Genomic DNA, 25952 nt, shown 5'->3' on the forward strand with positions numbered 1-25952 from the left:
AGCGTGGACACCGGCCTGATCGGACGCGAACTGGAGGTCCTGACTGCCCAGGCCGAACCCAGCCCCGAGGCCCTGGCGACGGCCGGCTGGGCGTTCCGCGAGGCGGTGGAGCGGCGGGCCGGCCATGTGACGCCGTGGGTGGATCTCAAGGGCTTCCGCCTCAACGCCCCGGCCGTGGAGACCACCCGCCTGTTCCACGGGGACCGCGCCGTGGAGGTGGAGATGCCGCTGGAGCCTTCCCGCTTCATCCATGTGGAGAGCGAGGAGGAGGTGGTCGTCTTCGAGGGTGGCGAGGCCTTCGTGTTCCGCGACCATCCGCCCGCCGCCGATGCCTCCGGTTCCGCCGGCGACGGATCGATCCGGGCGCCCATGCCCGGAAAAGTCACCCAGATCTCGGTGAAGGCCGGCGACAAGGTCGCCAAGGGCCAGCCGCTGCTGACGCTGGAGGCCATGAAGATGGAACACGCCCTGGCCGCGCCGTTCGACGGCGTGGTGGCCGAGCTGTCGGCGGAGCTGGGGGCCCAGGTCAGCGAAGGCGCTGTTCTGGCGAAGCTGACGGCGGCCTAGGTTGCGGCTGGCGGGGCGGGGAGCGGACATGGATCTGGATCGGCGCGCGCTAATCCTGGGCCTGGCGGCGGCCTCATTGTCTTCCGCCTCGGCGCGCGCGCAGACGTGGACGGCTCCGGCGCCGGAGCGCGAGTTTCGCGTGCCGGTTCGCGGCGGCCATGTCTATGTCCGGGTGAATGGGGACTTGAAAGCGGCCCGGGCGCCGGTGGTGTGCGCCCACGGCGGGCCCGGCGGCAGCCACGCCTATTTCCTGCCCTCACTGCAGATGGCGGACGAGCGGGCCGTGATCCTCTACGACCAGCTCGATAGCGGCCTGTCGGACCGGCCCAACGATCCGGCGAACTGGACCGTGGAGCGGTTCGTGTCCGAAGTGGACGCCATCCGCGCCGCGCTCGACCTGCCGAAGCTGCACCTCGTGGGCCACTCCTGGGGTTCGACCATCGCGCTTGAGTATGCGGCCCGCCAGCCCGGAGGACTGCGGAGCGTGACCCTGGGCAGCCCGCTGATCTCCACCAAGAGCTGGACGCGGAGCACCCTGGCTCAGCTCGCCAAGCTGCCCCCCGAGGTGGTCCGCACCATCAACACCCTGGAGGCGGCCGGCGACACGGCCAATCCCGCCTACGAGAAGGCGATGGCGGTCTTCTACGACCGGTACGCAGCGCGACGGCCGCGACCGGCCTACGTTCGGGACTACGCCGCGGCGCGAAATCTCGTCCTGAACAGAAGCCTCTACGAGGGCATGTGGGGGCCCGGCGAGATCCGGGCCACGGGCAGCCTGAAGACCTATGACGGAGAGCCGTTGCTGCCGCGCGTCGCGACACCCGCGCTGGTGATCACCGGCGAGCATGACGAGATGACCGCGGACGTGCTGAAGCCGCTGGTGGCGCGGATGCCGTCGGCAAGGCTGGTGGTCGTTCCCGATGCCGGCCATGCCATGCCGGCCACCCACGCCGAACCCTACGTGGCCGCCGTCCGCGCGCATCTCGCCCGACACGACTAGGCAGGCTATCCGTCGGCGCCCGCGACCACGCCGGCGTCGTGCAGGCGCGCGATCTCGCCGCCGCTGAGGCCCAGGACATCGGCCAGGACCTCGTCGGTGTGCTGCCCCAGGCGCGGCGCGGGCGTCACCGGGCCACGCTCGTCCTGCGGGATGGTGCCCATGGCGCCGGGCGCGGGGTAGCTGAGACCGCTGGGGTGGCGGATGGTCTCGAACAGCGGATTGTCCTTGAAGAGGCGCGGGTCTTCCAGCGCCGCCTCTAGCGTCTGGTAGCTGCCCCAGGTGACCCCGCCCGCATCGAACGCCGGGGTCAGCTCGGCCGCGGTCTTGGCGGCGAAGGCGCGCTCGAACAGCGGATAGAGCCGGGCGCGATGTTCGAACCGCAGGCCCTCGTCCTTGGCGAACGAGACCCCGAGCTCGGCTTCCAAGGCGGCCGCCTCGGCGCCGATGCCAAGCGCCTCCAGCGCCTTGCTCCACTGCTTGGGCGTGATGGCCAGCAGCATCAGCTTCTGTCCGTCCTTGGTGGTGAAGTCGCGGCCGAAGGCGCCGAAGACGTCATTGCCCATGCGGGGACGCTGGTGGCCGGTGAGCCAGGTTTCGGCGGTAAAGCCGAGGTTGGCCATGGTGGCGGCGCCGATGTCGGAGAGCGGCGCGCGGATCTCGCGACCGCCCTGCCCCCGCATCCGCGCCAAGAGGGCCGAGACCATGGCGAAGGCGCAGTAGGCGCCGGTCAGCAGGTCCCAGGCCGCCAGCACATGGTTCACGGGCCGGTCGTCGCCGACGGGGCCGGTCATGAGGGGCAGGCCCAGGGCCGAATTGATGGTGTAGTCCATGCCCTGGGACCCGTCGGCCCAGCCCATGACGCGCACGCAGATCAGGTCGTCGCGCAGTGACCTCAGCTTGTCGTAGCCGAGGAAGCCCTCCACCGGAAAGTTGGTGACGAAGAGCCCCCCGTCCTCGCCCGGCGCGGCCGCCAGGCGCTGGGCGATCTCGCGCCCTTGCGGGCTGGCGAGGTCGATGGCGACCGACTTCTTGCCCTTGTTCAGGCCCTCCCAGTAGAGGCTGGCCCCGTTCTGCGCGAGCGGCCAGCGGCGGAAGTCCGGGCCGCCGCCGATGTTGTCGAAGCGGATCACCTCCGCCCCCATCTGGGCGAGGTAGAGGCCGCAGGTCGGCGCCGCCACGAAGGCCGAGCCCTCGACCACGCGAAGGCCTTTCAGCAGGTCGTACATGGTTCCTCCCGGCGGACTGGCCGGCGTCATTGCAGGCTGACGCACCGTCCGCCAAGCTTACTCGACCAGCTTGCTTACCTCGTCCACCTCTTCGGGGGTCAGGCGCCAGGCGGCGGTGGCGGCGTTGGTCTGCACCTGCTCGGGCGTGGTGGCCCCGGCGATGACGGAGCTGACCACCTCGTGGCCCAGGAGCCAGGCGAAGGCCAGTTCCAGGATCGTATGGCCGCGCTCCCGGGCCCAGGACTCCAGGGCCTCGATGCGATCGAAGTTGGCGTCGGTCATCGCCGCCTCGCCGCGGGCGCCCCAGGCCTGGAGACGCGTGCCCGCGGGCGGGGGCTCGCCGCGGCGGTACTTGCCGGACAGCAGGCCCGAAGCCAGGGGGAAGAAGGGCAGGAAGCCCAGGCCGAAATGCTCGCAGGCGGGCAGCACCTCGCGCTCCACGTCGCGCTCGAGCAGGGAATAGAGGTTCTGCGCCGAGACGAAGCGGCTTTGGCCGGCCGCGGTCCAGTCGGCGTCGGCGATCTGCCAGCCGGTGTAGTTGGAATTGCCGAGGTAGCGGACCTTGCCCTGGGTGACGAGGTCGTCGAGGGCCCGCAGCGTCTCGTCGACGGGGGTGTCGGGATCGGGCTGGTGATGCTGGTAGAGGTCGATGTAGTCGGTCCCCAGCCGGCGCAGGCTGTCCTCCACCGCCTGCATGATCCACCGGCGCGAGCCGCCGCGCTTGCGGGGATCCTGGCCCACCGGCATGCCGAACTTGGTGGCCAGGACGATGTCTTGCCGCCGCTTGCCCAGGGCCTTGCCCAGGAACTCCTCGGACTTGGTCCCGCCGTAGATGTCGGCGGTGTCGAAGAGGGTGACGCCCGCATCGATCGCGGCGTCGACCACCGCCTGGGTCTGCGCCGCGTCGATCCGCATGCCGAAGTTGTTGCACCCCAGGCCCACCACACTGACCTTGAGCCCCGAGTTCCCGAGCCTGCGCACCTTCATCGCCGATCTTCCCTGCATTCCGCCTTTTCGACGGAGCCTAGCGCCCTGCGCCGGGCGCAAGCCACAGCGGATTAGGGCTCCGGTCACAATCCCTACCGGGCCATTCACCTTGCACGTTGAGGATATCGCAAGGCGGACGTCGTTAACGTCCCGAGATAACAAGGCAATTGCTGGTCAGGCTCAACGCATGCGCGTCGTAACCATCGTCAGCCTCGCCGCCTCGGCGGTGCTCGGGCTCGGCGCTCTCTTCGTCGCCAAGATCGCACTTCCCAACGCCTCCGCGGCCAAGACGCCGATGCGGGCAGAGGCTGTCGGCAAGCCCGTCGTCGTGGCCTCGCGGCCGCTGAAGTACGGCGAGAAGCTGGACGCAGGCATGCTGACCGTCATCAAGGTTCCGGCCAACGCCATCCCCGAAGGCTCGTTCGCCACCGTCGAGCAGGCGCTGGCGGCGGACCGCGGCGGCGCGCCCGTCGTCCTGGTTCCGGTGGCCTCGCGGGAGGCCCTGCTGCCCGCCAAGCTGTCCGGCCCCGGCGCCCGCCCTTCGGTCGCCGCCGAGGTGTCGGAGGGCATGCGCGCCTATACGCTGAAGGTCAACGACGCCTCGGGCGTGGGCGGTCATGCGCTGCCGGGGGACCACGTGGACGTCGTGCTGATGCGCGACCTGACGCCCCAGGGCGAGCAGCGCAACTACATCTCCTACGTCGTGGTCCAGAACGCCCGGGTCCTGGGCGTCGACCTGAACGCGGACCCCACGTCCAACAAGCCGGCGAGCCCGTCCACGGCGACCATCGAGGTCTCGGTGGAGGACTCCCAGAAACTGTCCATCGCCGCGACCCTGGGCGAGCTGTCGCTGGCGCTGCGCCGCAACGGCGCCGCCGAGATCGAGGACGCGCCGCCGCTGCGCACGGCCGACTTCCTGGTCGGCGGCGGGCAACCGCGCACGGGCGGCGGCGCCGTCCGCAGCGCGCCGGCCCCGGCTCGTTCGTCGGCCATCCTCATCATCGAGGGCGAGCCCAGCAAGCGCTCGCGCACGTCCCGGCGCAGCGCGGCTCCCGCGGCGACACCCCCAGCGGCCGCCGCGCCGACGGCGACGAGTTGAGGTGACGATCCCGATGCACCGCTTTACCCGAACCGCGCTCAGCGCCCTCGCCGCCGTGATGGTCGTCGCGGGCGGCCTTGCCGCCACGCCCGCCGCCGCGCAGACCCTGGCCAGCGAGCCGGTGCAGCGCCGCACCATCCATGTGCCGCGCGACAAGGCTTTGTCCTTCCGCCTGCCGGGCCCGGCCTCGCGGATCGTCATCACCCAGCCCGAGATCGCCAAGGTCACGGCGACCTCGGACTCGAGCTTCTATGTCCAGGGCATCGAATTCGGCTCGACCAACATGCTGGTCTACGGCCGTGGCGGTCAGCTGTCGGAAGTGCTGGACGTGCGCGTGGGCTACGACGCCGAGGGCCTGCAACAGGACCTCGTCGCCGCCTTCCCCGGCGAGCCCATTCGCGTGCGCAACCTGGGCGAAGTCCTGATGCTCACGGGCGAGATCTCAAGCTCGGGCGTGCAGGCCAGCGCCGAGAAGATCGCCGAGAAGTACGCGCCGGATTCGATCATCTCGCGCCTGACGGTGCAGAACTCGCAGCAGGTGATTCTGGAAGTCCGCATTCTGGAAGCCAGCCGCTCGGCGCTCCAGGACCTGGGGGTCAACCTCGCGATCTTCAACGACTCGTTCTCGGTGATCACAGGCGCGGGCCTCATCGGCCTCACGCCGGCGCAGGGCGCCATCACCACCACCGGCGGCTCCGGCAGCACGTCGATCAACACCCAGCTGCAGGCGCTGGAAGAGAAAGGCGCGCTGCGCACCCTGGCCCGCCCGAACCTGGTGGCCATCTCGGGCCAGAAGGCCAGCTTCCTGGCCGGCGGCGAGTTCCCCTTCCCGGTGCCGCAGGACCTCGACAAGGTGTCGATCGAGTTCAAGCCGTACGGCGTGCGCCTGAACTTCACGCCCAACGTGCAGGACAACGGCTGGATCCGTCTGGCGGTCGAGCCGGAAGTCAGCCAGCTCGACTACAACAACGCCCTGACGATCCGCGACTTCGTCGTGCCCGCCCTGACCGTGCGCCGCGCGGCCACCACCCTGGAACTGCGTCCCGGCGACAGCTTCGCCATGGCCGGCCTGTTCCAGCACAACTATGAGAACGCGGTGCAGCAGTTCCCCGGCCTCGGCAACCTGCCGGTCCTGGGCGCCCTCTTCCGCTCGGCGCGCTGGAAGCGCTCGGAGAGCGAACTGCTGATCATCGTCACGCCGCGGCTGTCCACGCCGGCAGACCGCCAGATCACGCCGATCGACTCCCTGCCGGGCAAGGAGCCGTCCACGGCGGACCTCCTGCTGCGAGGCGCGGCGCACGACAAACCCCTCCCGCGCGACGACGGCAAGCCCGCCGCGGTGAAGTGAAACCCCAGATGCTGCGTTCCAAGTCCGCTTCCTCCTCGACCAACCTGATCCCGGGCCGCCGGATCCTGGCGCTCGGCGCAAGCCTCGGCGCGCTCGCCGACGGCCCGCTCGCCGGCGCCGCCATCGAGATGGGCTCGGCCTCCAGTCTCGAGGGCCTGCCCGCCGGCGCCGTCGACCTCGTGCTGATCGACGCCGACGCCTGGGAGGCGCCCGCCCTGGCCGCCTGCGTCAAGGCGCTGTCGGCGCTCCGCACCTGCCCGCCGGTGCTCATGCTGGGCGCGAACCTGCCCGCCGGCCTGGTCCGCAACGTGCTGCGCCTGCCGGCCTCCGACATCCTGGAAGCGCCCTATACGCCCGAGGACCTGGCGGCCGCGGTCCAGGCGCTGCTGGCGGACGCCCAGCCGGCGCCCGCCCAAGCGTCGGGCTCGACGTCCCGGTGCTGGGGCGTCACCGGCGCCGTCGGCGGATCCGGCGCGACCACCATCGCCATCGAGATCGCCCATGCCCTGGCCGTGCAATCGGGGAAGGACCGGTCCGTCTGCCTTGTGGACCTCAACCTCGCGGACGGCGCGGCGGCGGCCTATCTGGGCAGCCAGCCGACGACCCGCCTGGCCGACTTCGGCCACGCCGCGGATCGCATCGATGCGGCCATGCTGCAGGCCTTCGTGACCCCGGTCTCCAAGGGCCTGGACCTGATGGCCGGGGTCCGCGACCCCAACGCCTTCGACGCCGTCGGCCGCGACGCCGTCCTGCGCATGCTGGAGGTCGCCTGCGAGGTCTACGACTGGGTGATCCTGGACCTGCCCCGACATCGCCGGTCGTGGACCCTGGACGCGCTGGCCGGCTGCGACGAGGTGCTGGTCATCTCGGAGCTGACGGTGCCGGCGCTGCTGGCCGCCCGCGCCTATTCCGACGAGATCGAGGACGCCCTGTCCGCAGGCCTGCGCCCGCGCATCGTGCTGAATCGCCTGGCCAGCCGGATGTTCGGCCCCGCCCCGTCCATGACCGAGGCGGAGAAGGCCCTGCAGCGCAAGGCCGAGGCCGGCGTCAGTTCGGACTGGGAGGCGGCCGCCGCCTCCGCCAACCTGGGCGGGCCGATCGCCCAGCACCGGCCCAAGTCCAAGATCGTCAAGGACATCCAGAGCCTGGTGGAACGCCTGGCGGCGCAGCCGCCGCGCCGCGACAGCCCGGCGAAGGCCGCCTGATGGGACGCTTCAGCCTCGCCCGCGCGCAGCCCGCTCCGGCCCAGCCGCAACCGCAGCCCCAGGCCGCGGCGGCCCAGCCGACGGCGGCGCCCAAGCCGGAACCCAAGTCCAAGGGACCGCCCCGCGACGCCAGCCTCGACCTGCGGCTGCGGCTGCACGGCCGCCTGATCGACGAACTGGACCTGTCCAAGCTGGACAAGCTGGAGGAAGGCGAGCTTCGCCGGCAGGTGCTGAACCTGGTGACCCAGTTCGCCCAGGCCGAGCGCATGGCGCTGAACACCAAGGAGCTGGCTGAGCTCGGCGCCTCGATCTACGACGAGATGGTGGGCCTGGGGCCCATCGAGCCGCTGCTCAAGGACGAGTCGATCAACGACATCCTGATCAACGGCCCCTTCCAGGTGTATGTGGAGCGGCGCGGCGAGCTGGAGCTCACGCCCATCCGCTTCCGCGACAACGACCACCTGCTGCGCATCGTCCAGCGGATCGTCGCCGGCGTCGGCCGCCGGATCGACGAGAGCCAGCCGATGGTGGACGCCCGCCTGGCCGACGGCAGCCGGGTGAACGCGGCGATCCCGCCGATCGCCATCGACGGCTGCTCGGTCTCGATCCGGAAGTTCTCCAAGAAGCCGCTGACGCTGGAGAAGCTGGTCGAGTTCAAGGCCATGACGCCGGGGATGGCCGAGTTTCTGTACGGCGCCGTCCGCAGCCGGGTCTCGACCGTGATCTCGGGCGGCACGGGCTCGGGCAAGACGACCCTGCTGAACGCCCTGTCGGCGGCGATCAGCGAGGGCGAACGCCTGATCACCATCGAGGACGCCGCCGAACTGCAGCTCCAGCAGCCGCACGTGGTGCGCATGGAGACCCGCCCGCCGAACATCGAGGGCAAGGGCGAGATCCGCCAGCGCGAGCTGGTCAAGAACGCCCTGCGGATGCGTCCCGACCGGGTGATCCTGGGCGAGGTGCGCTCCGAAGAAGCCTTCGACATGCTGCAGGCCATGAACACGGGCCACGAAGGCTCGATGGCGACCATCCACTCGAACAACCCGCGCGAGGCCATCAGCCGTCTGGAGCAGATGGTCGCCATGGGCGGGATGAACATCGGCCCGGACGCGGTGCGCTACCAGATCGCCGCCGCCGTCGGCCTGGTCGTGCAGGTCAACCGCCTCTCCGACGGCAAGCGGAAGGTGACGCACGTCACCGAAATCGTCGGCATGGAGGGCAGCGTCGTGCAGATGCAGGACATCTTCCTGTTCAACCGCACGCACACCGACGCGGACGGCACGGTCCACGGCGAGCACCGGGCGACGGGCCTGCGCCCGCGCTGCCTGGACGAGATGCTGCGCCGAGGCATCCCGTACGACACGTCCAACTTCGATCCGAACAAGGCGCTCTGAGCCATGGCGATCGACGCCAAGACCATCGTGATGGTGATGATCGGCGCGGCCGTCTTTGCGGGCGTGCAGGGCCTGACCGGCCTGCTGTCGGTGGCCACCCAGAAGCGCAAGCTGAACCAGCGCCTCAAGGTCGGCGAGAAGGTCGAGGGCGTGTCGGCCCTGGTGGTCGAGCTGCGCAAGCAGCGGGGCCTGACCGCCTCGGGCTCGCGCTCGCAGAGCCTTCGCTGGCTCTCGAACCTCATCGTCGCCTCGGGCCTGCCGTACGACCAGAAGAAGTGGCTGACCTATGTGGGCGCCGCCGCGCTCCTGGCCGCGGCTGGCTTGGGCATCGTGACGAAATCTCCGCTGGGCGCTCTGGCCGGCGCCGTCGTGGGCGGCGTCCTGGTTCCGCTGGGCGTGCTGAAGTTCAAGGCCAACGCCCGCAGCAAGGCCCTAGGCTTCCAGCTGCCGCAGGCGCTGGACATCATCGTCCGCTCGCTGGAAGCCGGTCACCCGGTGCCGGCCGCAGTGGCGCTGGTGGGCCGGGAAATGGCCGATCCGATCGGCACCGAATTCGGCATGGCCGCCGACGAGATCGCCTATGGCGCCACCATGGAGCAGGCGGTCGAGCGGATGTCCGAACGCTGCCAGCATGCCGACGTGGACCTGTTCGCCGCCACCGTGCGGCTGCAGGAGCGCACCGGCGGCAACCTGACCGGCCTCCTGAAGCTGAACGCCAACACGGTGCGCGACCGCCACAAGATGCGCATGAAGATCCAGGCCGCGTCGTCGGAAGGCCGCGCCTCGGCGATGATCCTGACCGCCGCGCCCTTCGTGGCGATGGGGGCGATCATGATCATGTCGCCCAGCTTCTATGGCGACGTCATCGATGAGCCCGTCGTGCGCTACGGCCTCGCTTTCATCGGCTTCTGGATCTTCGTCGGCAATATGATCATGCGGCGCATGATCGACATGCGGATCTGACCCGATGGATCTTCAGACGATCATCTACCTGATCGGCGTCGTCCTGACGGTCGGCGCGCTCGGCGGGATCGCGGTGCTGGGTATCGGCGAGCTGCGGGTCCGGGCGCTGCGGCGTAGCCGCCTTGCCGGGGCGGGCGCGAGCGCCGGGGCGCCGGTTCGCGGCGCTGAACCGCTGGTGGAGAAGTCCGGCGGCGGGCTCGGCGAACAGCTGATGGGCACGGTGCGCCGCCTCGGCCAGCAGAGCGCGGTGCGCGATCCTGCGAAGGTCTCCCTGCTCCGCTCGCGACTCATGCAGGCGGGATTTTACAGCCGCGAAGCGCCGGTGATCTTCCTCGGGATCAAGGCCGCCGCCGTGGCGGCCGCGACCCTGGCTGTGGTCCTCACCCTGCCGATGCTGCTGGCCAAGAAGGGCGGCAACATGGGCGGCCTGATGCTGGCCGTGGTCGTCTCGCTGATCGCTCTCTACGGGCCCGAGTGGGTGCTGAAGCACCGCAAGGCCAGCCGTGAACGCGAATACTCCGAGGGCTTCCCCGACCTGCTGGACCTGCTGGTGGCTTCGGTGGAGGCCGGCCTTTCGCTGGACGCCGCCGTGACCCGGGTCACCGAGGAACTGGAGCGCCGCTATCCGACCCTGACCGTGCACCTGCGCTTCCTGGTGCTGGAGCTTCGCGCCGGGCGCGCACGCAAGGACGCCTGGTCCGCCTTCGCCGACCGCCTCGGCATCGACGACGCGCGGGCGCTGGCCACCATGCTGCGGCAGGCCGAAGACATGGGCACCAGCCTGGGCGACACCCTGTCGGTGTTCTCCACCGACATGCGGCAGAAGCGAATGCTTCGCGCCGAGGAGAAGGCCCTCGGCCTGTCGGCCAAGCTGACCGTTCCGCTGATCCTGTTCATCTTCCCGTCACTGCTGGGGGCGCTGATGCTGCCGGCGGTCGCGCGCCTCGCGCACGTCTTCGGCGACAAGTAAGCCTCGTCAGGCGGCGACGCCGAACACGGCGCCGACGCCGGCCGTGATCGCCAGGGCTAAGGCGCCCCAGAAGGTGACCCGCGCCACCGCCTTGCCGATCGGAGCGCCGCCCGCGCGGGCGCCCACCGCGCCCAGGAGGGCGAGGAATACAAGGGCCGCCGCGGAAACCGCCGGGACCACGACCGATGGCGGCGCGAAGGCCGCGGTCGCCAGCGGCAGCGCCGCGCCACCCGCGAAGGTCAGCGCGGATGCGAAGGCCGCCTGCACGGGCCGCGCGGTCGTCGTCTCCGAGATGCCCAGCTCGTCGCGGGCGTGGGCGCCGAGGGCGTCCTTGGCCATGAGCTGGGCCGCCACCTCCCGCGCCAGCGCCGGCTCGACGCCACGGGCGACATAGATGTCGGCCAGTTCCTGCAACTCGAACGTAGGCTGCGTCGCCAGCTCCTGGGTCTCGCGGGCGATGTCGGCGCGCTCGGTGTCGGCCTGCGAACTCACCGAGACGTACTCGCCCGCGGCCATCGACATGGCGCCGGCGACGAGAGCGGCCACACCGGCGACGAGGATCTCCGTCCGCCCCTGCGCGGCCGCCGCGACCCCGACGATCAGGCTGGCGGTCGAGACGATGCCGTCGTTGGCGCCCAGCACGGCGGCGCGCAGCCACCCGATCCGCGCGACCAGGTGCATTTCCCGATGAGGCCGGATCATGAGGCGACTCCTCCGTGGCAGCGCAAGCCTAGAGCGAACCGCCGCCTCTGACCCAGAGCATCCGCTGCACCGTGGCGTCGCGGTCGACGATCATATGCTTCAGGGCGCCGGCGACGTGCAGCACGATCAGCGGCCAGAACAGCTTGGTCGCCGCGCCGTGGACCGTCTCACAGGCTTCGTGCAGCCAGTCGATCCGCGTCGGGAACGGGCTGGGGATGCTGAGGAGGTCCAGCACCTGGATCGGCCGGGCGGCCGACCAGATCGCCAGCGGCCCGGTCAGGACCAGCACCGCGATCATCAACAGGAACAGCCCCTGGACCGCGTGGGCCAGCATCCGAAGCCAGCGGTTACGTTCCAGCGGGCGCGGCTGCGGTTGTGACCCGCTCCAGAGCAGTCGCGCGACAAGAAATGTGACGAGCAGCATGCCCACCGAGACGTGGAGGTTCTGGGCGGCAAGCTTCGCGGCGCGATCCGGCGCCTCCTCCATCCGTTCGCCCAGCAGATACAGGGCCGCAACCCCGGCGGCGCTGATCCAGTGCAGAGCGATGGCCGCCCAGCCGTAGGCGGACTTCGTATTGATCAGGGACACGGCGGGACCTCGCTTTCGGGCCGAGCCGAGCGCGGTTCGTGAAGCGCCGCCTTGACCTGCCGCAATGCCGCCTGACCTAGAACCCCAGCGGTCGATATGGCCCTAGGATCAGCTGTTCGAGGACGCCGACGCCCTCTTGGTCCGGCTGGCCCGGGACCGACAGGGTGGCCTTGCTGATCGCCTGGATGTGCAGGTTGCCCATGTCGTTGGGATCGAAGTTCACCGTATCCAGATCCTCGCGCGCCACGGCCAGATCGCCCTTGAGGGCGCCGTGCCGCCATTCGCCGCCGTAGCCGATGCCTTTCATCAGGAAAGTGTTCAGCGGCTCGATCTTCACCGTTGCCGCGCCCTGTTCCATCGGGATGGTCAGGATCCCGCCCTTGGCGTGGCGCGTGCCGGGAATCAGCTCCGTCGCCATGGTGGCCGCATCGGTGTGATAGCCGCCGTCAGGTCCCGCGCCGTCCTCGAGGATCACCGCGCGGGTGTTCCAGGGCTTGCCGTCGGGATCGGCGTTGATGTGGAAATAGACGCTGCGGTCTTGGAAATTCAGCGGCGACCACTGCCAGAAGAACCCGGTGATCCCGGCGCCGGGCGTCGGTTGTGGGTCGGGCGCGCCCACCGGGCGGATGCCCCAGGAGCGGTCGCGGGTGCCGACCCAGCCGGAGACCTCGATCCGTTCGCCGTCCATCTCCAGCCAGCCCGAGGCGCGGACGTTCTGGGTCAGGCGGGTGTAGTCCATGAACAGGCGCGGCCCGTTGCGCTTAACGAACCGGGGCTCCTCGATGGGGAAGGCGCGGCCCTCGAAGACGATCTCGCCGGCGATGCCCTCGGCCTTGGTCACCGTGACCTTGAGCTTCTGCAGCGGCTCCAGGATGTCGATGCTGATCGGCCCGACGCTCAGGTCCATCCGCTCCAGCCCCAGGACCCGCGAGGCGTGCAGGCAGCGCTCCTTGCCGTCCTTGACGATCGCGATGTGGGCGTCGGCCACGTTCAGCGCCGGATAGACCCCATAGGCGACGGCGACGAAGGCCGACCCGTCCTGAGCGTAGGCGTTGAAGAAATAGCGATCGTAGAAATTCCGGTCCGAGCCGGCATAGGCGATCGGCTCGGGGGTCTGGTGGATCGGGTAGTCGTCGCCCTTGGTCAGCATCGATCTGGCGCCTCCGGTTGACGCGCGGTCATGCTTGCGGGCCGTCGCGTGGGGGTATCAACATCGCCACGATAAGAACAACGGGAGGCGTCGTCCCGCATGACCTCGCGTCAGGCCGGCGACGAATTTGCGATGGGCGTCATGACCGCGAGCAACCACCGGATTCCGCAGCCGCTGGCCGACAGCCTGGCCACGCCCGCGGCCTATGCCGACGGGACGATCCACGAGACCTATCGCTGGCTTCGACAGAACGAGCCCATGGGCGTCGCCAAGATCGAAGGCGTCGACCCGTTCTGGGTGGCCACCCGGCATGCCGACATCCTGGAGATCAGCCGCCAGAACGACCTGTTCCACAACGGAGACCGTTCCCCCACCCTGACCAGCCAGGCGGTGGACAAGAAGGTGCGCGAGATGATGGGCGGCAGCCCGCACCTGCTGCGCACCCTGATCCACATGGACGCGCCGGACCACCACAAGTACCGCGCCCTCACCCAGGCCTGGTTCATGCCCCAGAACCTGAAGAAGCTGGAGGACCGGATCCGGGGGATCGCCCGCGCCTCGGTGGACAAGATGGCGGCCAAGGGCGGCGAGTGTGACTTCGTGAACGAGGTGGCGCTGCACTTCCCCCTGCACGTGATCATGGAGATCCTGGGGGTGCCGGAGAGCGACGAACCCCGGATGCTGAAACTGACCCAGGAGCTGTTCGGCGCCGCCGATCCGGAACTGGGGCGTGGCGGCCAGGCCGCGACGTTCGTGGACGCGCCCGACCGGGACTTCGACTTCGGCGTGATCGTCGACTTTTCGAACTACTTCCGGGCGCTCTCGGAAGCACGGCGCGCCAATCCCACGGACGACCTGGCCAGCGTCATCGCCAACAGCCAGATCGACGGCGCCCCGATCTCGGACCTGGAGGCGATGAGCTACTACATCATCGTCGCCACCGCCGGGCACGACACGACCTCGTCCTCGACCGGCGGCGCCATGTGGGCCCTGGCCGAGAATCCGGCCGAGTTCCGGAAGGTGAAGGCCGACCCGTCGCTGATCCCCGGCCTGGTGGACGAGAGCATCCGCTGGACGACGCCGGTGAAGACCTTCATGCGCACGGTCACCGCCGACACCGAGTTCGCCGGCCGGTCGATGAAGAAGGATGACTGGCTGATGCTCTGCTACGCCTCGGGCAACCGGGACGAGGCGGTGTTCGAGGCGCCGGACGAGTTCCGGGTGGACCGCAAGCCCAACAAGCACCTGGCGTTCGGCTACGGCGCCCACCTGTGCCTGGGCCAGCACCTGGCCAAGATGGAGATGCGGATCCTGTGGGAAGAGCTGATCCCCCGGCTGGACTCCGTGGAGCTGGCGGGCGAGCCGGCCAACAGTGAGGCGGTGTTCGTGAACGGTCCCAAGCGCCTGCCCATCCGGTTCAAGATGGCCTGATGGCTCATCCGCTGGAGCCGCGGCTGGCGGCCTATATCGCCGGCAGGATGCCGGAGGCGCGCGATGTCGCCGTGTCGGCCCTGGAGCGGATCTCGGGCGGGGCCAGCCGGGAGACCTATCGCTTCATCCTGAATTGGACAGAGGGCGGAACTGCAAGGGAACGCCGGCTGATCCTGCGCCGCGATCCGCCCGCCAGCCTCATCGACACCGAGCGCCGGGTGGAGTTCGAGGCCTACCGCGCCTTCGCCGGCACGGCCGTTCCTGTCCCCGAGATGCTGTGGCTGGAGGAGGCCGACGAGGCCCTCGACCATCCGTTCTTCATCGCCGTGGAGATCGCCGGCTTCCAAGCCTCGCCGCAGATGCTGCTGTCCGGCGCCTATGACGCCGTCCTGCCCAGGGTCGCCGAGCGCAAGTGGACCATCCTGGGCGAGATCGCCAAGGCCGATCCGGCGCCGCTCGCCCGCTGGATGGAGGCGCCGGCCCTCAATGCCTGCTGGCGGCGGGAGCTGGATCACTGGGAAGCCCTGATCGACAAGGACCAGGCCGAGCCCCTGCCGGTCACCCGCGCCGCCATCCGCTGGCTGCGCGCCAACCCGCCGCCGCCGGCCCAGAAGCTGAGCGTAGTCCACGGCGACTTTCGGACCGGCAACTTCCTGTTCGACGCGGCGGGCGAGATCCACGGCGTGCTGGACTGGGAGATGAGCCACCTGGGGGATCCGTTGGAGGATCTGGGCTGGAGCCTGCAGCCGGTGTGGAGTTTCGGCCGCGCTGGGCGGGCCGGCGGGCTCGCGAGCCCCGAGGAAGCGGTCGCCATCTGGGAGCGCGCCAGCGGGCTGAAAGCGGACCCGGCGGCCCTGCACTGGTGGATCCTGTTCAACTGCGTGAAGGGCCAGGGCATCTGGGTCGGCTCGGCCGCCGCCTTCAACCGCGGGGGCAACCGGGCGCCGATCATGATCTATCCCGCCTGGTGGCTGATCAATGCGCAGGACCGGGCCATGCTGCAGGTGATGGGACGCCTATGAACCCGCCCGTGCCGTCCGTGCTGGCCGAACTGGCCGGCCTCTTGATGAAGAACGCCATGCCGGGCGTGCCCGAGGCCGAGCGCGCCTCGGACCTGTCGCTTTCGGCCATGCTGCTGATGGTGGCGGGGGAAATGTGGGACCGCCAGGCGCATATCCTGGTGGAAGAGAACCGGGCCGTCCGCGCACTGCTGGGCGAGGCCGGGGAGGATACGGACCTGCGCCTTTCCGTGCTGCAGGCCGAGAACGACCGGCTGCGCGCCGCACTGATCGACGCTCACGCCGAGGCGGAGGCGGCGGGCGACCAGCCCCGCCAGGACGCGATCTGGGCCGAGCTGGTGGCTGCGACCGAGCGCCGCAAGTTATCCACAGCTCCGGTGTAGGCCCGTTAATCGGGGGGAAGCCCTACCGCGCGCAAAGTCCGCCCCAACAAGAGAGGTGGGTGATGGCGGCGAACGCGAAGGTCCAACCGGTGGATCCGGTGATCGAGAAGCTCGAAAACGGCGAATACGAGCGCCAGCTCGACCTGTTCCAGGACATCATCGACGAGGCCGCCGCCGTTCTGCGCCAGGCCCACGCGGCCATGAAGGCCGAGAACACCCTGCGCAGCTAGGCTGCGCCCACCAGCCGGTCGATCAGGGGCTGGTCCTGGTCGTACACCCAGCACTCGGCGAAAACGCCGTCGGCGACCCGATAGACCAGGGTCCGCTCGACCTCCACACGCGCGTCTTCCGGGCCCAGCGTCTCGCGGGCGATGACGACACCCCGCTCGCGCCCCGCCAGGACATCGACGATCCGGACCAGCCTGCGTCCGGTGCGCCGGGAGAAGTCGGCAAGGGTCGCGAGGGCCGCCGCCTTGCCCACATGATCGCCGGACAGGGCGTTCGATCCGGCATAGTGGAGGGTGAAGTCCTCGCCATAGCAGGCGAAGATCACGGCCATGTCGCCGGCCGCCCAGGCCTTTGCGTAACGGTCGACGGCGTCGCGGATCTGGTTGGTCTCGATCATGGCGGTGGCTCCGGTGGGGCTGAGGGCAAGGGCGGCGACCAGCATGCGCCGGTTCATGGCGCGACGGGCGTGAGGAATGTCCGCTCCTCCGAAAGGATGAACCGCTTCGCACTCGCGGTGGCGAAATTGGCCGCGCCGGCGGCGTCGGACTTCAGGCGCGCGCGGTAGGCCTCGTAGGCGGCCAGGCTCTCGAACGAAATCAGCGCCAGCGCGACGTTGTTGGTCCCTTCGTGCGGCAGGAAATAGCCGATCAGGTCGCCACCGCAGGCCGGGATGATGGAAAGCCAGTTCCGCGCATAGGCCTCGAAGGCGTCGCGCTGGAAGGGATCGATGACATAGCGGATGCAGCAGGTGACGGTCATGGCGAGCTCCGGTTGAGGGCCTGCGAGATAGCCGCCCCCGGCCCAACCAGGTTTCGCTCGCGGACGAAGCGTCCTCGCGCGCCAACCGCTATGATGGCGGCATGAGGCTTGGCCCCGACATCACCCGCATCGCCGCCCTGCTGGGAGATCCGGCCCGGGCCAACATGCTGTCGGCGCTGATGGGCGGCCAGGCGCTCACCGCCGGGGAACTGGCGCGGGAGGCGGGGGTCACCCCCCAGACCGCCAGCGCCCACCTCGCCAAGCTGGAGGCCGGCGGCCTGCTGACCCGACGCCATCAAGGCCGGCACAACTACTTCGCCCTGGCGGGCCCCGACGTGGCGGAGGTGATGGAGCAGCTCGCGCTGCTGGCTGGCCGCGCGGGTCACATGCGCAGCCGTCCCGGACCGAAGGATCCGGCCCTGCGCCGGGCCCGCGTCTGCTACGACCACTTGGCGGGCGACGCCGGCGTGGCCATGCTGGACGCGCTGGTGGCCCAGGGCCGGATCGTCGAGCACGCCGGCTCCCTGGTGCTCACGGATACGGGCCGCGCCTTCGCCCGCGACTTCGGGGCGGCCTGGGAGGAGACCGGCCGCCGTCCGCTCTGCAAGGCCTGCCTCGACTGGAGCGTTCGGCGAAGTCATCTGGCGGGCCTGGTCGGGGCCGCGCTGCTGGCGCGGATCTATGCCCTGGGCTGGGCGCGCCCCGTGGACGGAACCCGCGTGGTCGCCTTCAGCGCGCCGGGCCTCCTGGCCTTCGAGCGCGCCTTCGGCCCTATCGCGCCGGACGTCCCAGCCGCAGCAGCACGGGCCAGCCCCCGCTGACCAGCGCCGCGGCCAGCGCGACCCCGATGGCCTGCCATCCTGGCAGGGCCACCTTGAACATGTCGGCGAGGAACGGCGTGACCGTCACCGCCGTCATCGCCACCGCGACGGCGCCGGCGATGGTCCAGTAGGTCCGGTGTTGCGGGACGAAGATCCGGCCCGACGAGGCGCTGTCCGTGAGGGCCAGGACCAGGTTGGCGAGGACCAGCGCGCCGAACGCCGCGCCGCGCGCCTGGGCCTCGGCCATCTGCGGCAGCGCCCAGAGATAGACGCCCAGCACCGCCGCCAGCACGCCGCCGCCCTGCAGGAGCGCGAGCCCGATCTGGGCCGGACCGAACAGCGGCTCGTCCGGGCGGCGGGGCTTGCGCTTCATCGCGCCCGCCTCGCTGGGCTCGGCCTCGAAGACCAGCGAGCAGGTCGGATCGATGACCAGTTCCAGCAGCATCACGTGCATCGGCAGCAGCAGAGGCGGCAGGCCCAGCAGCACCGGCGCCAGCGCCAGGCCCGCGATGGGGACGTGGATGGCGGTGATGTAGGTCAGCGCCCGGCGCAGGTTGGCGAAGATCCGCCGCCCGAGGCGAACACCGCCGACGATGCTGGCGAAACTGTCGTCCAGCAGGACGAGGTCCGCGGCCTCACGGGCCACGTCCGAGCCCCGCCGGCCCATGGCCACGCCGATATGGGCGGCCTCCAGGGCCGGCGCGTCGTTCACCCCGTCGCCGGTCATGGCCACGACCTCTCCGGCCGCCTTGAGCGCCTCGACGATGCGCAGCTTCTGCGCCGGCACGATGCGGGCGAACACGCGGACCGTCTGCAGCTTTTCGCAGAGCGCCTCGAAAGGCAGGTCCTCCACCTCCCTGCCCAGCAGAAATCCGGCCTCGGCCTCGATGCCGGCCGAACGGGCGATGGCCAGGGCGGTGGAGGGATGGTCGCCGGTGATCATCACCACCTTGATGCCCGCGCCCCTCGCCTCGTCGAGCGCGGCAGGCACGTCGGCGCGAAGCGGGTCCAGGAAACCAACCAACCCCGCGAAGTCGAAGCGGACGTCGGCCGGATTGTCGGCGGTCCAGGTATCGCCGCGGGCCTGCGCCACGCCCAGGACCCGCAGGCCCGCCTCGGCGTAGGCGTGGATCACGCACTGGAGGCGCTGGATCTCGGCCTCGCCCAGCCGGCAGAGGCGGATGATCGCCTCGGGCGCGCCCTTGGCCGCCGCGATCCGGCCGCCGTCGTCGAGCGGCCAGAGCTGGACCACCGCCAGCAGGCCCGGGGTCAAGGGCCAGGCCCGCTCGGGCTCGGAGCGGACCGCCGGCAGGTCGCCGCAAAGCGCGCGCACCGCCTTGTCCATGGGGTCCACCGGGCGGACCGCCGAGGCCAGCGCCGCGACCTGCAACACCTGCGCGGCGGGACCTTCAGGGCGATCGCCGTCGCCGAGCGGCGTGTCGGCCGCCGGCGTCCAGACCCGCGCCACCCGCATGCGGTTCTCCGTGAGGGTGCCGGTCTTGTCCACGCACAGCACGCTGGCCCCGCCGAGGGTCTCGATGACGGCGCCGCGCCGGGCCAGCACCCGATGGGTCGCCAGCCGCCAGGCGCCCAGCGCCATGAAGACCGCCAGCACCATGGGAAACTCTTCCGGGATCAGCGAGATCGCCAGGGTGATCCCGGCCAGGGCCCCGCCCATCCAGTCGTCGCGCAACAGGCCATAGGCGAGCACGATGACGCCGCAGAACGCGAGCGCCACGATCCCCAGCAGGGCGACCAGGCGCGCGGCGGTCTTCTGCAGCGGCGTCGGCTCCTGGACGATCTCGGCCAGCGAGGCGCCGATCTGGCCGAGGGCCGACGCGGCGCCGGTGCGGGTCAGCCGGACGACGCCCTGGCCGCGCACCACCATCGTTCCGGCGAAGACGAAGGGCCCCGTGTCCGCCCCGGGGACCGGATCGCCCGCCGGCGCGCCCAGGGCGGGCTGCTTCGAGACCGGCGCGCTTTCTCCCGTGAGCGCGGATTCGTCGACGCCGAGCACATCTCCCGACACCAGCATCCCGTCGGCGGGCAGGCGCTCGCCCTCCCCGATCAGCAGGATGTCGTCGGGAACGAGGTCGCGGGCGGCGACGTACCGCTCGACCCCGCCGCGGATGATGCGGGCCCGCGGCTGGGCGAGCTCGCGCAGGGCGCCCAGCGCGCGTTCGCTGCGCGCCTCCTGGGCGATCACCAGCCCGATGGCGGCGGTCGCGCCCAGGACCAGGAACAGGCCCTCGCCCAGGTCGCCGACCACCAGATAGAGCAGGGCCGCGCCCATGAGCAGCAGGAACATCGGCTCGCGCAGGGTCTCGCGGGCGATCCGCCAGATCGACCGGCCCCCGCCGGCGGCGATCTCGTTGGGCCCGACGACCGTCAGGCGCTGCGCCGCCTCCTCGTCGCTGAGGCCCGTGAGCGGGTCCGGACCGGAAGGGGCGCTCATGGACGGTAGCTCTTTCGTGGGCAGGCCGCGTCTTTTCGCCCATCGGCGCGCCGCGCGCCTTGACGCAGGTCAGCCCTAGCGCTGGCGGCGCGCATCCTCCGTGGCGGCGTTCAGCTTGCGGATGCGCTCCTGATAAAGGGCCGCCAGCCGAGCCGGGTCCGTGACGGGATTGCGCGCATCGCGCCAGGCGAGCTGCCGCTGGCGCAGGATGGTGCGGTCGGCGTGCGCCGCGATAGCCTCGGCATAGGCGCGGCGGAGGTCGCGTTGCAGCCGCTGGAGATCGGGGTCGGCGCAGATCGCGCGGTCGGCCGGCGTCTCGGCCGCCGCCAGGCAACCGTCATCGATCGCCGTCGCAGCCTCTGTCGCCCCGTCGGCGGCCTCCGGCGTCGGCTCAGGCTCAGCGGCGGCGACCACCGTCTCGGAGGTGGCCGGCGCGGGGGTCTCCGCCATCTCGGGCGCTAGTGGCTCGGCGACAGGGGGCGGCTCGGCGGCCGGCGGAGCCGGCGTGTCCAGGGGCGTCGGGGCCGCCACCTCGGCCTGGAGCGCCGCCAGTTCCGCGGACGACGACGGCGTCCCACCGCTTCCGCTCGCCAACCAGGCGCCCAGCGCCACACCCACGGCGGCGCCCGCCACGAACGTCCCGGCGGGCAAACCCCAGCGACGACGGCCTTCGCGTGGGGCTCGTCCCAGCGTCAGTTCCCCGGCCGGCTCGGGCGGCGGCTCGACCTCGGCTTCCGCGAACGCGTCGCGATGGTACAGCGGATCGCCGAAGTCCATGGAGATGACCCGCGGTTCGCTCGGACGCCGCAACCGCTTCTGGGGGCCCGCCTCGCGGCGGCGGGCCATCTCCTCCAGGATCTGATAGGATTGCGTGGCCAGACCCCGCTCGCGCGAGGAGTCCAGCAGTCGGCGCAGCTCAGCCCCATTGAGGGCGGACAGGTCAAGGTTGGGCAAGCGTCTTCCCCGGGCGCAATTCGACAACGTCGCCGGCGCCCGTCCTTCGCCAACGGCCCACTATCACCTCGAACGGCCGAACTTGAACAGCGTCATTTTATCGCCGGGCATCCTTCGCGCGAGGAGGCCTCCAGCCCTCCCGTCGCGCCCCTTGCCCATCCGCTGACCAGCCCGCGCTCATTTCTCAGCATCCGGTAGGATTCCCGGCGCGCGGCGCGCAGTCTCACTCCCCACGGCCCAGCCGACCTCTGTAGGCCGGAGGCCAAGAACACGGGCGAGCGAGGGGTGCGTATGGACACGGGACGGCGGACGCCGACGCGGCGGCAGTTGCTGAACGCGATCGGCCTGATGGGCGGGACCGCGGCGGTCTATCAGATGATGACGACGTTCGGCCACGCGGCCGAGACGCGCTTCCCCGGTCCGCCCAACCTGTCCGGAGCGCGCAAGGGCTCCACCGTCATCGTGCTGGGCGCGGGCCTGGCGGGGATGCTGGCGGCCTTCGAGCTGGAGAAGGCCGGCTACAAGGTCCAGATCCTGGAGTTCCAGAACCGGCCGGGCGGCCGCAACTGGTCCCTCTACGGCGGCGACAAGTACACGGAGATGGGCGGGGCGACCCAGAACGTCGGCTTCGCCAAGGGCAACTACCTGAACCCCGGCCCCTGGCGGATTCCCCACCACCACAAGACCCTGCTGCACTACTGCAAGGCGTTCGGCGTGGCGCTGGAGCCGTTCATCCAGTTCAACCACAACGCCTATGTCCACAACGTCGACGCCTTCGGCGGCGCGCCGCAGCGGTTCCGGTCGCTGGCCGCGGACTTCGAGGGAAATATCGCCGAGCTGCTGGGCAAGGCCATCGACCAGAAGGCGCTGGACACCAAGCTGACCCCCGAAGACACCGACCGCCTCAAGGAGGCGCTGCGCGGCTGGGGCATGCTCGACAAGGACATGCGCTACGTGAAGGGCATGGCGTCTTCGAGCCACCGCGGTTTCGAGCTCCCACCCGGCGGCGGCGTCAACGGCGCGCCCAAGCCCTCGGACCTTCTGCCGTTTGACCAGGTGCTGAGGTCGGGGATCGCGGCGAACATGTCGTTCTTCATGAACGACGAGTTCCAGACCACGATGTTCCAGCCGGTGGGCGGCATGGGCAAGATCGGCGAGGGCTTCGCCAAGAAGGTCGGCCACCTGATCACCTACAACGCCAAGGTGACGAAGCTCTTCCAGGACAAGTCCGGCGTCTCGGTGACCTATACCGACACCGTGAAGGGGGCCGTGACCACGGCCAAGGCGGACTTCTGCGTCTGCACCATCCCCCTGACCGTCCTCAGCCAGATCGAAAACAACCTGTCGGAGAAGAAGCAGGCCGCGATCGCGGCGGTGCCCTACTCCAACTCGGTGAAGATCGGCCTGGAGATGCGCCGCCGGTTCTGGGAGGAAGACCAGGACATCTTCGGCGGCCACTCCTTCACCAGCCAGGAGATCGGCCTGATCTCCTATCCCAACAACAACTTCTTCCAGGACGGGCCGGCGGTGCTGCTGGGCGCCTTCGCCGGCGGGGCGGGAGGCTACCGGCTGGGCGGGATGACGCCCGAGGAGCGGATCGAGGTGGCCCTGGCCCAGGGCTCGGTCTTCCACCCGCAGCAGTACCGCAAGGAGTTCCTGAACGGCGCCTCGGTGGCCTGGAACCGGGTGCCCTGGGTGATGGGCTGCTGCGCCCGCTGGAACGAGGACACGCGGCGCGAGCACTATCAGGAGCTGGTGGCGCTGGAGGACCGCGTCGTCCTGGCGGGCGAGCACGCCTCCTACGTGGGCTGCTGGATGGAAGGCTCGCTGCTTTCGGCCCTCGACGCCATCACCCGCTTGCACAAGCGCGCCCTGGAGGCCTGAGCATGACGCACCGTTTCCTGAGCGCCCTGATCGCCGCGGCCGCCCTGGCCGGACCCGCCCTGGCCGACGAGCCCGGCCCCGGGGGCAGCAAGCCCCCCGTCGCGAAGACCGGCGAGGAGGTCTATCGCACCTATTGCCAGGCCTGCCACATGGCCGACGCCAAGGGCGCGGTCGGCGCCGGCGCCTTCCCGGCGCTGGCCAACAACCCGCGCCTGGGGACCACGGCCTATGCGGCCTACATCGTCGCCAACGGCAAGGGCGGCATGCCCTGGTTCAAGGACGCCCTGTCCAAGGAACAGGCCCAGGCGCTGCTCACCTACCTGCGCTCGCACTTCGGCAACAACTACAAGGAGCCGGTGACGGCCGCCGACGTCGAGGCCTTCGGCCAGCGGCCCACCAGCCGATTCTAGCCTGCCGTAGGGGCGCCCCCGTTCGGCGCGTGACAACCGCCGCCGTCTCGTCTTTCCTGGCGCGCCTGCCATTTCGCAGGCCAAAACAAACCGGAATTTCGAAGGGACGGATTTCAGGATGCCCCCACGCATGTTGCCGGAGCCGACTCCGGAGACGAGACATTTCTGGGACGGGTGCAAGGACGGCGAGCTTCGCCTCCAACGCTGCACGTCCTGCCACGACAGCTATTTCCCGCCGCGCCCGTTCTGCCCCAAGTGCGGCAGCCGCGACGTGGAGGTCTATAAGGCCAGCGGCGAGGCCGTCTTGTGGTCGTACGTCATCAACCAGCGGCCCCGACCGGATATGGGGACCGAGCCCTACGCCATCGCAGTGGTGAAGCTGGCCGAGGGGCCGACCATGATGACCAACATAGTGGGCTGTCCCCAGACGCCCGAGGCCCTGCAGCTGGACATGCCGCTGAAGGTGTCGTTCGCCAAGCAGACCGACGACATCACCCTGCCCCTGTTCGCACCGGTGGAGGGGTAAGCGCCATGAGCTGGAAACAGAAATCCGTGGCCGTGGTCGGCGCCGCCGAGACCACGAAGATGGGGAAGATCCCGGACGTCTCGGTGATCGGCCTGCATGCCGACGCCGCGCTGAACGCCATGGCCGACGCCGGGCTGAAGCCATCGGACATCGACGGGGTGGCCACCGCAGGGATCAGCCCGGTGGAGCTGGCCCACTACCTGGGCATCAAGCCCACCTACGCCGATGGCACCAGCGTGGGCGGCTGCTCCTTCATGCTGCACGTCCGGCACGCCGCCGCGGCGATCAATGCGGGCCTCGCCACCACCATCCTGATCACCCACGGCGAGAGCGGCCGCTCCCGCGTCGGCGCCGGCGGCTGGCCGCGTTCGCCCGCCAGCCTGCAGGGACAGTTCGAGATGCCCTACGGTCCCGTCGGGCCGCCCAGCATGTTCACGGTTCCCGTGCTTCGCTACCTGAAGACCTATGGCCTGACGCCCGAGGACATGGCGCCGGTGGCGGTGATCCAACGGGAGTGGGCGGCGAAGAATCCGCGCGCCTCGTACAAGGACCCGCTGACCGTCGACGACGTGATGAACGCCGACATGATCGCCTGGCCCTTCACCAAGCTGATGTGCTGCCTGGTGACGGACGGCGGCGGCGCGCTGATCCTGACGTCGGCGGAGCGGGCCAAGGATTTCCCGCAGAAGCCGGTCTATGTGCTGGGCGCGGGCGAGAGCGTCGAGACGCCGATGGTGTCGCAGATGTACGACTTCACCTCGTCCACCGCGTTCAAGGTCTCGGGCAACAAGGCCTTCGAGACGGCCGGCATCAGCCACGGCGACGTGGATCACCTGATGATCTACGACGCCTTCGCCCACCTGCCGCTCTACGGCCTCGAGGACCTGGGCTTCTGCAAGCCCGGCGAGGCGGCGGCGTTCATCCGCGAGCGGAATACGGCGCCGGGCGGCAAGCTGCCGCTGAACACCAACGGCGGCGGCCTCAGCTACATGCACTCCGGGATGTACGGCATGTACGCCTTACAGGAGAGCGTGCGGCAGATGCGGGGCACGGCCCCGGCGCAGGTGGAGGGCGCGCGGGTCAGCGTCTGCCACGGCGTGGGGGGGATGTTCGCCGCCTCGGGCACGATCATCTTTTCGAACGAGGCGCCGTGAGGCGGGCCGGGCGGCCGCGCCTCGCGGTCGTCCGGCTCACACCGCCAGCGATCGGCGGCGCGCGCGCAGCATCGCGCCCATGCCCCCGAAGCCTGCGAGCATGAGCGCCCAGCCGGCCGGCTCGGGCGCGGCGGAGACGGCCGGCGCCTGCAGGTCGAAGCGGATATTGTCCAAGGCGACGTTGTAGGAGTCCGGCCCCCAGCGCAGGACGACACCGTCCAGGTAGGCGGTGTTAATGCTGGCGCTCTCGTGCCCGCCCGCCGTGGTCGACCCCGTGAAGCTGGTCAGGACGTTCCCGGCGAGGTCGAGGATCTTGAAGGGCGCGTTGCGGGCGCCGCCGAAGCCCGCGTAGTCGAAGTCCAGCAGCGAAAGCTTGTAGCCGTTAGCCGCCCTCAACACCACCTCACCATAGGCGTTGCGAGCGTCGGCGCCGGCGTAGAGCACCTTGTCGAGGTCGCCGTACTTGCCCGACCAGTAGAAGGCCGACGAGGTCGCTTCGCCGGTGGCGACCGAGACCGTGTCGTACGAGACATCCACGCCGGCCTGATCGCCATAAGCCTGGGAAATCGCGCAGAGCGTCCCCGACGCCGAGCACGGCGCATTGGTGAAGTCTAGCAGAACCACGGCGGCGTTGGCAGGACCGGCGCCGAGGGTCAAGGCGGCCGCGACCGCGCCGATGGCGGTAAAACTCTTCATGATTTAATCTCCAATGTTAACTCGTTTAGGTT

At 70.2% G+C, this 25952-nt stretch carries 27 protein-coding genes; 17 read left to right on the forward strand and 10 right to left on the reverse strand.

From position 1 onward, the window contains the following. Together AX721_RS11125 and AX721_RS11130 are read left to right on the forward strand one after the other, a co-directional pair. On the forward strand, positions 1-567 hold a 567-nt coding region (locus AX721_RS11125), incomplete at its 5' end, for a biotin/lipoyl-containing protein (RefSeq protein WP_156467130.1). A gap of 28 nt (positions 568-595) precedes the next feature. Further along, a complete protein-coding gene (locus AX721_RS11130; RefSeq protein ID WP_068876083.1) occupies positions 596-1567 on the forward strand; it encodes a proline iminopeptidase-family hydrolase in 972 nt (323 codons plus the stop codon). A gap of 5 nt (positions 1568-1572) precedes the next feature. Here AX721_RS11130 and AX721_RS11135 read toward each other — a convergent pair whose 3' ends face one another. After that, entirely contained in the window at positions 1573-2793 is a 1221-nt protein-coding gene (locus AX721_RS11135) for a CoA transferase (protein WP_068876084.1), read from the reverse strand. A gap of 57 nt (positions 2794-2850) precedes the next feature. Then, positions 2851-3780: an aldo/keto reductase gene (locus AX721_RS11140; protein WP_068876085.1), complete on the reverse strand. Its 930-nt coding sequence runs from the start codon at positions 3778-3780 to the stop codon at positions 2851-2853. A gap of 187 nt (positions 3781-3967) precedes the next feature. On the opposite strand from AX721_RS11140, the gene cpaB reads away from it, so the two are divergent. Genes cpaB through AX721_RS11170 form a run of 6 tightly spaced genes read left to right on the forward strand, consistent with a single transcriptional unit; the run spans position 3968 to position 10759 of the window. Continuing rightward, positions 3968-4879: a Flp pilus assembly protein CpaB gene (gene cpaB, locus AX721_RS11145; RefSeq protein WP_068876086.1), complete on the forward strand. Its 912-nt coding sequence runs from the start codon at positions 3968-3970 to the stop codon at positions 4877-4879. A 13-nt stretch (positions 4880-4892) separates the two neighbouring features. Next, a complete protein-coding gene (locus AX721_RS11150) occupies positions 4893-6227 on the forward strand; it encodes a type II and III secretion system protein family protein (RefSeq protein ID WP_082769841.1) in 1335 nt (444 codons plus the stop codon). Positions 6228-6235: 8 nt separating this feature from the next. After that, positions 6236-7432 carry a cellulose synthase operon protein YhjQ/BcsQ gene (locus tag AX721_RS11155; protein WP_068876088.1) on the forward strand — a complete coding sequence of 399 codons (1197 nt, stop codon included), beginning with the start codon at positions 6236-6238 and terminating at the stop codon, positions 7430-7432. Then, the gene (locus tag AX721_RS11160; protein ID WP_068876089.1) at positions 7432-8826 is read left to right on the forward strand and encodes a CpaF family protein; all 1395 of its coding nucleotides are present in this window, start codon (positions 7432-7434) and stop codon (positions 8824-8826) included. The genes AX721_RS11155 and AX721_RS11160 overlap by 1 nt, the downstream gene beginning before the upstream one ends. A gap of 3 nt (positions 8827-8829) precedes the next feature. Further along, positions 8830-9789 (forward strand): type II secretion system F family protein, encoded by a 960-nt coding sequence (locus tag AX721_RS11165; protein WP_068876090.1) that lies wholly within the window; start codon positions 8830-8832, stop codon positions 9787-9789. A 4-nt stretch (positions 9790-9793) separates the two neighbouring features. Further along, complete coding sequence (locus tag AX721_RS11170; RefSeq protein WP_068876091.1) at positions 9794-10759, forward strand: type II secretion system F family protein; 966 nt, start codon at positions 9794-9796, stop codon at positions 10757-10759. Between the two features lie 6 nt (positions 10760-10765). Here AX721_RS11170 and AX721_RS11175 read toward each other — a convergent pair whose 3' ends face one another. The 3 genes from AX721_RS11175 to AX721_RS11185 all read right to left on the reverse strand — a co-directional run bounded on the left by AX721_RS11175 (position 10766) and on the right by AX721_RS11185 (position 13200). After that, positions 10766-11461 (reverse strand): VIT family protein, encoded by a 696-nt coding sequence (locus AX721_RS11175; protein ID WP_197422537.1) that lies wholly within the window; start codon positions 11459-11461, stop codon positions 10766-10768. A gap of 28 nt (positions 11462-11489) precedes the next feature. Then, on the reverse strand, positions 11490-12050 hold the full coding sequence (locus tag AX721_RS11180; RefSeq protein WP_068876092.1) for a cytochrome b: 561 nt from the start codon (positions 12048-12050) through the stop codon (positions 11490-11492). Between the two features lie 76 nt (positions 12051-12126). Further along, positions 12127-13200, reverse strand: a complete 1074-nt coding sequence (locus AX721_RS11185; protein WP_068876093.1) for a hypothetical protein — start codon at positions 13198-13200, stop codon at positions 12127-12129. Between the two features lie 99 nt (positions 13201-13299). Between AX721_RS11185 and AX721_RS11190 the strand changes: the two genes are divergently transcribed. The 4 genes from AX721_RS11190 to AX721_RS27355 all read left to right on the forward strand — a co-directional run bounded on the left by AX721_RS11190 (position 13300) and on the right by AX721_RS27355 (position 16263). Next, positions 13300-14631 carry a cytochrome P450 gene (locus AX721_RS11190; RefSeq protein ID WP_231733240.1) on the forward strand — a complete coding sequence of 444 codons (1332 nt, stop codon included), beginning with the start codon at positions 13300-13302 and terminating at the stop codon, positions 14629-14631. After that, positions 14631-15653 carry a phosphotransferase family protein gene (locus AX721_RS11195; RefSeq protein ID WP_068876094.1) on the forward strand — a complete coding sequence of 341 codons (1023 nt, stop codon included), beginning with the start codon at positions 14631-14633 and terminating at the stop codon, positions 15651-15653. The genes AX721_RS11190 and AX721_RS11195 overlap by 1 nt, the downstream gene beginning before the upstream one ends. Further along, positions 15650-16033 carry a hypothetical protein gene (locus AX721_RS11200; protein ID WP_068876095.1) on the forward strand — a complete coding sequence of 128 codons (384 nt, stop codon included), beginning with the start codon at positions 15650-15652 and terminating at the stop codon, positions 16031-16033. The genes AX721_RS11195 and AX721_RS11200 overlap by 4 nt, the downstream gene beginning before the upstream one ends. Positions 16034-16095: 62 nt before the next feature. After that, a complete protein-coding gene (locus tag AX721_RS27355; protein ID WP_156467131.1) occupies positions 16096-16263 on the forward strand; it encodes a hypothetical protein in 168 nt (55 codons plus the stop codon). Here AX721_RS27355 and AX721_RS11205 read toward each other — a convergent pair. Both AX721_RS11205 and AX721_RS11210 read right to left on the reverse strand, forming a co-directional pair. Beyond that, a complete protein-coding gene (locus tag AX721_RS11205) occupies positions 16260-16703 on the reverse strand; it encodes a nuclear transport factor 2 family protein (protein ID WP_231733239.1) in 444 nt (147 codons plus the stop codon). The genes AX721_RS27355 and AX721_RS11205 overlap by 4 nt on opposite strands. A gap of 8 nt (positions 16704-16711) precedes the next feature. Beyond that, a complete protein-coding gene (locus AX721_RS11210; RefSeq protein ID WP_068876096.1) occupies positions 16712-17020 on the reverse strand; it encodes an NIPSNAP family protein in 309 nt (102 codons plus the stop codon). Between the two features lie 101 nt (positions 17021-17121). On the opposite strand from AX721_RS11210, the gene AX721_RS11215 reads away from it, so the two are divergent. Then, positions 17122-17841 carry a helix-turn-helix transcriptional regulator gene (locus tag AX721_RS11215; RefSeq protein ID WP_068876097.1) on the forward strand — a complete coding sequence of 240 codons (720 nt, stop codon included), beginning with the start codon at positions 17122-17124 and terminating at the stop codon, positions 17839-17841. On the opposite strand, the gene AX721_RS11220 is transcribed toward AX721_RS11215, so the two are convergent. After that, on the reverse strand, positions 17792-20296 hold the full coding sequence (locus tag AX721_RS11220; protein ID WP_068876098.1) for a cation-translocating P-type ATPase: 2505 nt from the start codon (positions 20294-20296) through the stop codon (positions 17792-17794). The genes AX721_RS11215 and AX721_RS11220 overlap by 50 nt on opposite strands. Before the next feature lie 75 nt (positions 20297-20371). Beyond that, a complete protein-coding gene (locus tag AX721_RS11225) occupies positions 20372-21250 on the reverse strand; it encodes a hypothetical protein (protein ID WP_068876099.1) in 879 nt (292 codons plus the stop codon). Between the two features lie 291 nt (positions 21251-21541). Here AX721_RS11225 and AX721_RS11230 point away from each other — a divergent pair, with 291 nt between their 5' ends. The 4 genes from AX721_RS11230 to AX721_RS11245 all read left to right on the forward strand — a co-directional run bounded on the left by AX721_RS11230 (position 21542) and on the right by AX721_RS11245 (position 25224). Continuing rightward, the gene (locus tag AX721_RS11230; RefSeq protein ID WP_068876100.1) at positions 21542-23134 is read left to right on the forward strand and encodes a flavin monoamine oxidase family protein; all 1593 of its coding nucleotides are present in this window, start codon (positions 21542-21544) and stop codon (positions 23132-23134) included. A gap of 2 nt (positions 23135-23136) precedes the next feature. After that, positions 23137-23544 (forward strand): cytochrome c, encoded by a 408-nt coding sequence (locus tag AX721_RS11235; RefSeq protein WP_068876101.1) that lies wholly within the window; start codon positions 23137-23139, stop codon positions 23542-23544. A gap of 118 nt (positions 23545-23662) precedes the next feature. Continuing rightward, on the forward strand, positions 23663-24070 hold the full coding sequence (locus tag AX721_RS11240; protein WP_068876102.1) for a Zn-ribbon domain-containing OB-fold protein: 408 nt from the start codon (positions 23663-23665) through the stop codon (positions 24068-24070). A gap of 5 nt (positions 24071-24075) precedes the next feature. Continuing rightward, a complete protein-coding gene (locus tag AX721_RS11245) occupies positions 24076-25224 on the forward strand; it encodes a thiolase (protein WP_068876103.1) in 1149 nt (382 codons plus the stop codon). A 36-nt stretch (positions 25225-25260) separates the two neighbouring features. On the opposite strand, the gene AX721_RS11250 is transcribed toward AX721_RS11245, so the two are convergent. Next, a complete protein-coding gene (locus AX721_RS11250; RefSeq protein ID WP_068876104.1) occupies positions 25261-25920 on the reverse strand; it encodes a PEP-CTERM sorting domain-containing protein in 660 nt (219 codons plus the stop codon). Between the last annotated feature and the right edge of the window lie 32 nt (positions 25921-25952).

The sequence above is a fragment of the Phenylobacterium sp. CCH9-H3 genome (assembly GCF_001557235.1).
Lineage (GTDB): Bacteria > Pseudomonadota > Alphaproteobacteria > Caulobacterales > Caulobacteraceae > Phenylobacterium.